This window comes from Acetobacterium bakii (genome assembly GCF_001263355.1).
GTDB classification, from domain to species: Bacteria; Bacillota; Clostridia; order Eubacteriales; family Eubacteriaceae; genus Acetobacterium; species Acetobacterium bakii.
This window is the reverse complement of sequence record NZ_LGYO01000061.1, coordinates 22,622-33,371: the sequence shown is the minus strand read 5'-3', so window position 1 is coordinate 33,371 and position 10,750 is coordinate 22,622. Positions and strand designations below refer to the sequence as shown.

Annotated in this window: 10 protein-coding genes; 1 reads left to right on the top strand and 9 read right to left on the bottom strand. The window is 41.1% G+C overall.

Translation table 11 applies throughout. The features are described 5' to 3' along the window. The first annotated feature begins 85 nt into the window (after nt 1-85). Nucleotides 86-1,204, top strand: a complete 1,119-nt coding sequence (locus AKG39_RS17690) for an Ldh family oxidoreductase (protein WP_050741731.1) — start codon at nt 86-88, stop codon at nt 1,202-1,204. A gap of 101 nt (nt 1,205-1,305) precedes the next feature. Here AKG39_RS17690 and AKG39_RS20350 read toward each other — a convergent pair whose 3' ends face one another. The 9 genes from AKG39_RS20350 to AKG39_RS17645 all read right to left on the bottom strand — a co-directional run bounded on the left by AKG39_RS20350 (nt 1,306) and on the right by AKG39_RS17645 (nt 10,669). Then, nucleotides 1,306-1,863, bottom strand: a complete 558-nt coding sequence (locus AKG39_RS20350) for a zinc ribbon domain-containing protein (protein WP_201780297.1) — start codon at nt 1,861-1,863, stop codon at nt 1,306-1,308. A gap of 60 nt (nt 1,864-1,923) precedes the next feature. Next, entirely contained in the window at nt 1,924-2,415 is a 492-nt protein-coding gene (locus AKG39_RS17680) for a peptidylprolyl isomerase (RefSeq protein ID WP_050741730.1), read from the bottom strand. A 163-nt stretch (nt 2,416-2,578) separates the two neighbouring features. Next, nucleotides 2,579-3,811 (bottom strand): NAD(P)/FAD-dependent oxidoreductase, encoded by a 1,233-nt coding sequence (locus AKG39_RS17675; protein ID WP_050741729.1) that lies wholly within the window; start codon nt 3,809-3,811, stop codon nt 2,579-2,581. Continuing rightward, nucleotides 3,808-4,257 (bottom strand): 4Fe-4S dicluster domain-containing protein, encoded by a 450-nt coding sequence (locus AKG39_RS17670; RefSeq protein ID WP_050741728.1) that lies wholly within the window; start codon nt 4,255-4,257, stop codon nt 3,808-3,810. Before AKG39_RS17670 ends, AKG39_RS17675 begins: the two co-directional genes overlap by 4 nt. Before the next feature lie 11 nt (nt 4,258-4,268). Further along, nucleotides 4,269-6,152: an anaerobic carbon-monoxide dehydrogenase catalytic subunit gene (gene cooS / locus AKG39_RS17665; protein ID WP_050741727.1), complete on the bottom strand. Its 1,884-nt coding sequence runs from the start codon at nt 6,150-6,152 to the stop codon at nt 4,269-4,271. Between the two features lie 407 nt (nt 6,153-6,559). Beyond that, nucleotides 6,560-6,973 carry a Fur family transcriptional regulator gene (locus tag AKG39_RS17660; protein WP_050741726.1) on the bottom strand — a complete coding sequence of 138 codons (414 nt, stop codon included), beginning with the start codon at nt 6,971-6,973 and terminating at the stop codon, nt 6,560-6,562. A 245-nt stretch (nt 6,974-7,218) separates the two neighbouring features. Then, nucleotides 7,219-7,701 (bottom strand): zinc ribbon domain-containing protein, encoded by a 483-nt coding sequence (locus AKG39_RS17655; RefSeq protein ID WP_050741725.1) that lies wholly within the window; start codon nt 7,699-7,701, stop codon nt 7,219-7,221. Nucleotides 7,702-7,880: 179 nt separating this feature from the next. Further along, entirely contained in the window at nt 7,881-10,382 is a 2,502-nt protein-coding gene (locus tag AKG39_RS17650; protein ID WP_050741724.1) for a DsrE/DsrF/DrsH-like family protein, read from the bottom strand. Beyond that, nucleotides 10,379-10,669, bottom strand: coding sequence for an ArsR/SmtB family transcription factor (locus AKG39_RS17645; RefSeq protein ID WP_050741723.1), 291 nt, complete (start codon nt 10,667-10,669; stop codon nt 10,379-10,381). Before AKG39_RS17645 ends, AKG39_RS17650 begins: the two co-directional genes overlap by 4 nt. Nucleotides 10,670-10,750 lie beyond the last annotated feature (81 nt).

Sequence of the window (10,750 nt, the reverse complement as noted above, 5' to 3'; positions counted from 1 at the left end):
AAACTGACATCAAAGCAACCATTGTTCGTTTCTTTTGAGTTTCGCAAGTTCCTAAAATTGATATAAGAAAAAAGGAGAATTATTAATGGAAAAACAACCAATCACACACATCCCATTTGACACCCTGGAAGCCTTTATGGCTGATGCCCTTAAAGGCATTGGTGTTCCTGAAGCAGACGCAAAAATTTGCGCGGAAATTCTTATTGCTTCGGATAAACGGGGCATTGACTCCCATGGTATCGGCCGCTTAAAACCCATTTATTACGACCGTATCAAACTTGGAATTCAACATCCTGTTACCGAATTTGAAATTATTAAGGACACCTTTACCACCGCCGTCATTGATGGCCATGACGGTATGGGCCATGTCATTGCCAAAAAAGCCATGCAAATGGCCATTGATAAGGCCAAAGTTTACGGTATGGGCATGACGGTTGTTCGCAACTCAACCCATTATGGGTTTGCGGGTTATTATCCTTTAATGGCCATTGAAAACAACATGATCGGGATGACCGGGACCAATGCCCGTCCTTCCATTGCGCCGACCTTTGGTGTTGAAAATATGCTGGGAACCAATCCCATTACGGTTGGTGTTCCAAGCGATGAACCCTTCCCCTTTGTGCTTGACTGTGCCACCTCGGTTTCCCAACGTGGCAAAATTGAGGTTTATGATCGGGAAAACAAGGACTTGCCCGAAGGTTGGGTTATTGACCGACAGGGAAACAGCCGTACCGATACCAAGCAGGTTTTAATTGACCTGGTTAAGGGTGAAGCTGCACTCACCCCTTTGGGTGGTATTGGTGAGGATACCGGTGGCTATAAGGGCTATGGTTATGCGACCTTTGTGGAAATTTTGTCTTCGGCTCTTCAAAGCGGCGCTTTCTTAAAAGGTCTGTTAGGCTTTGATCAAAACGGCAATGCCCAACCCTACCATCTGGGCCATTTCTTTATTGCCATTAACATTGAAAACTTTACCGAGATTGATGACTTTAAAAAGATTACCGGAAACATTTTAAGGGATCTTCGCGGTTCGGATAAAATGCCTGGTCAGGAACGGATTTATACTGCCGGGGAAAAGGAATATGATGTTTGGCTGGACCGTAAAGACAAGGGTGCGCCGATGAATGATGCATTGATCAAGGATATTTTAGATATTAAGGCCGAACTTGGATTGGAACAATACCATTTTTCATTTGAAAAATAAACGAACCCCGACACGGAAATCTTCCGAACAACAGTAAAAAAAGCCCACCTCCATGGAGGTGGGCTTTTTCGATTCTGTAGAACTGTTTTTGAACCAGGTTTTTAGTAATTCATGGAACTCATCGCAGCTAAAATTACAGAAATTAAAATACTTGAAAAGATGATGGAAACAACAACCCCGATGGCCATATAAATCAAGTAGGCCCAGGCAAAATGTTTTTTGTTCTCATTGGTGCTTGAATCAACGCTCCAGATGATAAGCATAACAATGTTTACAATTGGGATAAACAGAAGTAAGAGGGTAATCATCCAGTCTCCTAAAGTCATCACCTTATCGGTACCTTCAACTTTAACCGGAGCTTTTGATTGGACAGGTGGCGGTGTTTTTGGTTTCTCATTGCTTGAACTTAAATCAGCAGCAACGATACCATTTCCAATGATTTCGTCGGCAACCATTTCTTTGGCAGATAATTCGTCGTCTGGACCTTCCGCATCACGGATTCCTTTAGCGATTTCCACAAAATTACTTTCTTCCTTGAAGTCTCCAGCCACAAAGATTTCATCTGTGTGGTCTTTTATTTCCAACACAGCACCACAATTACTGCAAACTTCGTCGTCATTACTGACACCCACATAACATTTTGGACAATACTTTGCCATTGCGTTCACATCCTTTTTATTTCATTCTATCATAAATTCTTGATGATTTCAAAAGATAATTTACGCGATGACTTCTATTTTTTTGATAACCTGGTCTTTGTATGGTTTATCAGAGCCATCCCGATCAACAGCAACAATCGCATCTGCAGTTTCAAAGCCCTCAATCACCTTACCAAAGCCGGCATATTGGCCATCCAGGAAGGGTGCATCCGCCACCATAATAAAGAATTGGGAGCCGGCTGAGTCTGGCTGTCCTGAACGCGCCATGGAAATTACGCCACGAACATGTTTTAAATCATTTACCACTTTATTTCCTGAAAATTCGCCTTTGATATTATGGCCTGGTCCACCGGTACCGGTGCCCAAAGGACAGCCGCCTTGAATCATAAAACCAGGAATCACACGGTGAAAAATCAATCCGTCATAAAAGCCGTCACCAACAAGCTTTAAAAAGTTTTCGACTGTTATAGGTGCAATTTCCGGATAAAGTTCAATCTTAATCGTTTGACCATTTTCCATTTCAATTTTTACAATTGGGTTAGTTTCTGACATAAGTTCCTCCAAAAATTTAATTTAATTTATTTTTTATATACGATATACTATACACTAAATCGGATTAAATGAAAAGAAGAAAACCCTGGATTTAAGATTGGATCCCAGGTCACTAATAATTGTCAAAGAGCCAAAATATACAAATGCATATGAAACCCGCGCTTTAAACAGCGTAGTGATATTCTCCGGTCTCTTTGTCAACCCCATAAAAATCTGCATAGCTTAAATCAAATATCGATTTGTCAATGCCCGAAACATTGATTTTATTCTTGATCAGATATTGCCAAAATCCGGTATTTCGAATGTCACCCTGGAAAATAACGCCAAGGATCACTCCATCTTTACTGACAATTTTCTGATAATTTTTGTGATCCTGTCTGATGGACACGTCACAGTTCTCTTCGGGTTCAGGATTAATGTTTCCCAGAGATAAGGTCGTCAGACCATAGAAATTCGCCGTGTTTTTAAGGGCATAACGATCGGTGTATAATGCGCTTCCCCCCAGCATATTGGTGGCGGCAATTTTTCCCTGTTTCATGGCATTTGGCCATATTCCCGATAGTCCGGTTACATCCCCAGCAGCGTAAACATCCTGGATATTGGTGCGCATGTCATCCCCCACCGTGATTCCGCGGTTTGTTTGAATCGCCGTGCCTTCGAGAAAATCATAGCTGGGACGGACGCCGGCAGCTACCACAATAAAATCAGCCGGTACTGTTTTGCCACTGGCTAAATGAATCAAATGGCCGCGATGGGCCTTGTCCAGATCAACCGACACAACTTTTTCGGATAATAGAAAGCTGGCGCCCTGTCCTTCAAAAAGAGTTTGATAGGTCTGAGCGGATTTTTCATCAAGCTGAAGTCCCATGATCCCATCCATCATTTCGATAACGGTTACGTTAAGGCCCCGTTTAAGCAGTGCCACCGCAGCATCCATGCCCACCAGACCCGCTCCGATCACCACTGCATTTTTCGCTGTTCGGCATTCCGCATCAAGAAGCTGGGCATCCTTGAGATCCCGAAACCCATAGACATTGGTTGCTTCACGAAGCCCGGGAACCGGGGGAATAAAGTAGGCCGCCCCGGTGGCAATAAGAAGCTTATCATAGCTGATTTCCTGGTTTCCATCGGTTTTAAGGGTTTTCATCTCAGTATTCAACCCCAGCACCCGGGTATTTTTAAGCCAGGTGATGGCATTGGCTTCGAAAAAGTCCTGGGGAACAAAGCTAACACTCTGCTCATCCCTTTCCTGGTCCAGATATTTATGAAGCATGCAGCGTGAATGAATGATGGATTCTTTTGAAATCACCACTACTTCGGTGGCTTGATCTAATGCTTTTATGGTTTTTGCTGCGGTAATTCCTGCAGCGCTGGCGCCAATAATCACGATTTTCATAAGCTTACCTCTTTCACTTCAATGGCTTTTTTAGGACAGGCAGCGACGCAGCTGGGGCCATCTTTCTTATCCTCACAGAAATCACATTTTATGAGTTTGGTCCGAGTCCTGGTGTCAGGTTTTAACACTCCATACGGACAGTTCATTACACACATAAAACACGCTGCGCATTTGGTTTCATCGTACTGCACATGACCGGTTTCAGGATCTTTTTCCAGTGCGCCACTCATACAGGAGAGCACGCATTCCGGTTCATCACAATGACGGCAAAAGATCGGTGTGTAACCAGTCTTAGAATCGAATTTAATAAAATTACGGGTTTCGGAGTCCACACCTTGAAGGTTGACGGTGTAAAAATTACTGCCTTCTTGATGGGCACTGATACAGGCAACGTTGCAGTTTAAGCATCCATCGCATTTTTCACGATCAATAATGATTCGTTTCATAATACACCTCCCTAGATGTTTAATTCTCTGCGTTTTTTTTCAATAATTTCATTTAAAGTTGCTGCTGCTGTTTTGGCATTGTCGTCGATGATTAGCTGTCCACCGGTGAGATTGAGCATATCCTGGGTAAATACCTGAACTGCCACAGGGCTGCCGGTAACAAAGGGTGGTAATCCCAAGTGCAGGGGTAAACCAAGGGCTAAACCAAAGGCACCATCGGCCAGAGCCTGTTCCTCCAACCACTGGGGTGCGGATAAAACCAGCGGCAACTGAGGTAAATCAACGCCAATAGCTTCGGCAAGCTCTGTGGCCACCAATTCCAAACGACCAATGGCAAGACATGGACCAAAGTTAAGAACCGGCGGAATTCCCAAACTTTCACAAACAGCCCGAAGCTTGGGTCCGGCAAGTGATGCTGCTGAGGGCGACATTAATCCGACATTTTCAAGTCCTCCTGAAGAACACCCGGCGGATAAAACTAAAATATCTTTGGCAATGAGCTCTTTTACCAGACCAACGGTCAGCACATCATGCCCGCCGGCAGTCAGGCTTGAACATCCTACTACTCCCGCGATTCCCTTAATATCACCACTGACTATTAAATCGATGAGTGGTTTCCAGGTTCCGCCCAGGAAGTCTTTTAAAGAACCTTCACTTACACCGGTTAGGGTGTCATCATTACCATGTTCCGGCATCATATTTAAAACAATATCCCCACGTCTGGCTGTGTAGGCATCGATGATTTCATCGATAATCTCATCACTTTGAACGGCCCGTTCTTCAAAGACAAAAGGTTTTAATTCCGCATTGGCTTTTTTAGCTACATCATCCAAACAAATCTGTTTAATTTTCAGTTCGTCACAAATGGGTTCAATTCCAGGTAAAGAACAATTAAATTCAGATAAAACCGCGTCAATGGCACCGGTAGCTAAAATAGCTTCACTGGTGAAATTATTTCCGGCATGGCCATTAAAGATTTCCTGATAATGTTCGCCGCGCAATTGGAGATCCTGGCCCACACATGTACATCCAACCAGCTTAAAGCCTTTTGCTCCCACCGCATTTGCCTTGGCAATGACATCTGATTCAATGAGTCGATCCTGTAAATACGCAAATATGGAATGTTGATGACCGGTAATCATAATGTTGATATAATCAGGATCGATGACCCTTAAACCAACAGGCGCCAATCGGATGGAAGGTTCTCCTAGTATGACATCATTTAAGAGATTTGTTAAGGTTAATCCGTAAAGTCCGGTGGAAATGCCCAGTTTCAGACAATGAAGATACATATTAACCGGATCTGAATTCAGATTGGTAGAAGTTTTAACTACCCCGGCAAACACTTCCGATTTTGCACCGCCCGGCAGAATGCCCAATTCCTTCCAACGATCGAACCGTGGTTTATAGGCCATTTTTTCCACTAATTCCATTTTTACATAATCCGGCTTATAAAGATCAGCTAATACTGCATCGGCAATTTTTTCAGCACAGATATATTCATCGGCATCCTTGATTTCAAATATTTCCGACAACTTTTTAAGTGCCCGTTTTCCTTTGAGAAGACCCTTGTTTGCAGCTGTTTTCTTTAACAACAAAGCTGTATTTTCAACAATATGAATGTAACACCCGGAGCCAGCGGCAACTGCCCTTAAAAAATTGCGGGCAACAATGGTATCTGCGGTGGCTCCACAAACGCCTTTAGGTCCATTTGGTGTAATGCGACAGGGCCCATTTGAACACAATCGGCAACAAATACCCTGAAGTCCAAAACCGCATTTCACACTTTGACCTTCAACCCGGTGATGTGATGTTTCCTGGCTGAGGTTTGAAATAAAGGTTTCGAGTTTTTGATCCGCACTTGCACAGGTTTTACAGCTAAAATTTGAATTCATTTGACAACCTCCAATGAGTTTTTATTTTTAATAAATATGATTTTTTGCATAAAAATGAAGCCCAAATGAAATTAAAAATTCCATCAGACAGATTGACTTAAAATACGTAGAAAAATATTAATCCCTTCGTAAGACAATACTTGAAGTATGAAAATTAAAAATCGATCATAATTTAGAAAGATAATCTGGAACTTATAAATACAATTTTCAAAGAAGCATCATTTCTATAAAAGAATCACTCTTATTAAAATTACTATGGTCATTATAATTTTAAACAATTAATTTGTCAAGAATGATTCCTGATAAATATTAGTTATTTTCAATAAAAGTGAACTTACAGTATTTTAAATTAAAAAAAGCCTGACACCTTACGGTGTTCAGACTTTCCAAAAAATGATTTTCAAAACTTATGCGTATAAGGATAACTCTATGCGGTTTAAATCAATTTTACCTGGAAGCTTTTCTTTGAAATAATCCGAAAGCAGCACTTCAAGTTCAGGATCAAAAAAATCACTAATGCCATTATTAGTATCATTATAAATGTGAACGTGAAATTTTGTGTTGGCATCAAAACGCATTACTTCCTGATTATCCTTTAGTTTCAGAATTAATCCTTTTTCCGAAAATGTTTCTAAAATATTGTAAATAGTACCAACCGACATAACATACCCTTGGTCTTCGAGAGTATCCATTAACATATCCGCACTGGGATGGGATGTCATTGCTGACAAAACTTTGAGCACACTAATCCGTTGCGGAGTCGCTTTTAAACCAACGCCGCGAATCATATCAGTGTACATTTGAATTTCTTTATTTTTCATAGATAAGAATAGCTCCTAAATAATAATTTATGTCTCATTATAGTATTAAATTTGTAATTTGTCAATTATCTTTTATAAAATTTAATTAAAAAAAAGCATCTGTTTTGATAATATGCCGTCTCGCCACCGGGCCACCTGTCAGGTGGCTACCAGAAACGAAAACTGATACCTATCAAAATCAGACACTTCTTTCGAGTTTTGCATAAACATTTTTAATTAAATTATGATCCAACCTTCACAGCCCGCTATGCATGACTGGATGATCTATTTTTCTGAGCTAAGACTCCATCCCCGATAATTTCATCAAGGACCATCTCCTCTGCAGATAGTTCATCATCTACTTCGAGTCCCTTTTTCTCGGATCCCGGGGTAACTCCCATTCCATGATCCAGAAATTCGGTTGCAAAACCACTGTTCACTGTTTTTTCCTCAGCTAGGAATGCATTGCTAAATATTTTGTCACCAATGATTTCATCAAGGACTATTTCTTCCGCTAAAATTTCGTCATCTGCCACGAGGGTACTGGCCTCAGCTCCCGAAGTTACTCCCATTCCATTATCCATGAATTGGGTTGCAAAACTCCCATTTGCTGTTTTTTCCTCTTTGGGGAATTCATCAGCGATAAATTCATCAACAACAATTTTAGTTGTTAACACCATGCCACAAAATCTACAAATTGTATCGTCAAGACCTAAAATGTAAGTACATCTTGGACAATACTTTGTCATTGTGCTCACTTCCTTCCACCATTATTTTAACATAATTTCATCATCATTTCAACAAAATAATGAAAATTAAATGATTTCACAAGCACTTCATCATCCGGCATTTAAGCAAAAAAAAAGGTGTTGTAAAATCATAATTTTGATTTTACAACATCCTCATAATGAAGCAATTTATAAATTATTTATACAAATAAAGTTGTTCCGGCATTTTCATTGCTCGCAATATAGGTTCCGACACCGGCAAATTCAATACCTGGGATAAGTTCTTCTTCTTTAATGCCCATGAGATCCATACTCATGGTGCAGGCAATAAAGCGAACCCCGGCTTTTTGAGCTTTGGCGATCATCGTATCAAGATCATCAACATTTTTCTTTTTCATAATGCCTTTTATCATGGCTGATCCCGCACCCATCATATTCATGGTAGAAAGCGGCAATTTCTTCGCACCCTTGGGCATCATGGCACCAAACATTTTTTCAATAAAGGTTTTATTCCGACCCTTGCCATCATTTTTTCGGAGGGCGTTCAGTCCCCAGAAGGTAAAGAATAATGTGACGTTCTTACCCTGGGCGGCAGCCCCCTGGGCGATGATCATCGAAGCAAGTACCTTGTCAAGCTCGCCGCTAAAAACAACCAGGGTTGCATTCTGTTGAGTCGATACTGCCGGCAGCAAGCTGCAACTGGTTCCCGCATCCCCTTTTCGAATCAGACTAACAAATTTTTTACCGGAATTTTCCTGGGATACCAGGGTATGACCATTGGTTTCGCACCAGCTCTTTATATCACTGACAAATCCAAAATCAGTGGCAGTAATTTCTACCAGATCCCCTGGATCCACGGATTTCATGGCTTCATAGGTTGCCATGAGCGGTCCCGGACACTGAAGTCCGGTTACATCAACTTTTTTTTTAATCTTATCTGTTGCGCTGCCACCCTGGTCAACATCGCCCAGATCGGATTGATCTTCTTCAGGAATACAAACCCCTACCGTAAAATCGGTTTTGGCCAGTTTGTAATGGGCAGTTTTATAAACACTGTAACCACCGGTTAAATTATAGATATTGGTAAATCCATTGCCTTGAAGAATACGGATTCCCAAATAAGCTCTTTGTCCTACCTGACAAGTCACATAGATCGGAGTATCTTTTGAAATTGATATTTCACTAATACGATCACGAAGCTGATCCAACTCAATATTCACAGATCCTTTAATGGCACCGGCACTGACTTCCATTGGAGTCCGCACATCCAACAAGAATCCGCCTTTTTCAATAATTTCATCTATTTCAAACCACTCAGCGGTTTTATAAATTTTTTCTTCAATATTGGAAGCAATGTAGCCGACAATATTCACTGGATCCTTTGCTGAGGAAAATGGCGGTGCATAGCATAGTTCAAAATCCTGGAGATCCAAAATTGTGGCGTTCAGCTTCATCGCTGTGGCAATGACATCGATGCGTTTTTCGGTGCCTTCCTGACCTACAGCCTGGGCGCCTAAAATACGAAGTGTCTTTGGATCATATAAAACCTTTAACGCGAGATTGCTTGAATTAGGGTAGTAACCGGCATGGTTGGCGCGTTGGGCGAGGACAATCTGATAGTCAATTTTCTTCATGTCAAGCTGAGCAGCATTATTGCCTGTGGTCGCAACAACTTTATTAAAGACCTTGGCCACAGCGGTTCCCTGAATGCCTGTGTTGATGGTCTTTAAACCATTAATAAAATCCGCAACAACCCGTCCCTGACGATTGGCAGGCCATGCCAAAGCAATGGCTGTTTGGGTTTTATCAACAAAATCAATGACTTCAACCACATCTCCAATGGCAAAAACATCCGGATAAATTTTTCCGGTAGTTCCATCCATGACCTCATAATCAGGGCTTGTAACAATATGACCCCGTGGTCCTAATTTAAGATTTGCATTCTTTGCAAGGCCATTTTCAGGAACAACACCGATGGAAAGAATGGTTAAATCCGTTTCAAGAATCATTCCACTTTCCAAAACAACTTCTTTACCTTGTTTCTGGAAATGATCCACACCATCACCTAAAATTAAGTTTACGCAATTGGCATTAATTTCCTGATGAATGAGTTGCGCCATTTCAAAATCCAGAGGTTTTAAAACCTGATTCATTTTTTCAACAACCGTAACATTCAGACCTAATTCCTGGAGGTTTTCAGCCATTTCAATCCCAATAAATCCGCCGCCGATGACAACTGCTCGCTTTGGTTTTTTATTGGCCAGAAGAGCTTTGATTTTATCCGTGTCTGGTATGTTTCTCAGTGTCAAAACATTGTCAGCTTCCGCCAGTCCTGGAATTGGCGGTTTAATAGGTTTTGCTCCGGGAGACAAAATAATCTTGTCGTAGGTTTCCGTATAAGTTTCACCAGTTTTGTGATTTTTTACCTCAACGGTATTCTTTTCAGGATGAAGTGCAATGACCTCGCTGAAATTTCGAATATCCAAATTAAAGCGTTTGGACATGCCCTCAACTGTTTGTACCAACAACTTCTGACGATCCTGAATGACGCCGCCGATATAATACGGCAAACCACAATTGGCAAAGGATATGTACTCATCCCGCTCGAATAAAATAATTTCATCCTCTTCACTCAGACGTCTTAGTCGTGCTGCCGCAGTAGCACCTCCTGCAACTCCACCAACAATTAATATCTTTTTCATATTGTTTCCTCCTCAAATAACGAATTCACTATTTTTTTTGCATGTTCACTGATAACTTCATAATAAACTTCATTCCCGGTTCGATACCCTTTGACAATCCCAGCATTTCTTAGTTTAGATAAATGTTGGGAAATAGCCGATTGGGAAACCTCAAGACATTCTTCCATATAGGATACATTACAGCGTCCCTTTGAAATGAGGCCTTTTGTGATACACAGTCTGACCGGGTGTCCAAGAGCTTTTAGCATTTCAGCTGGTTGCTCATAATCTTTTCTACTTATTTCCATTGATTTGTCTCCAATCAACTATTGTTAATTACATTATTATTATATTACAATATTGTAATATGTCAAGGAAAATTTTTTTCC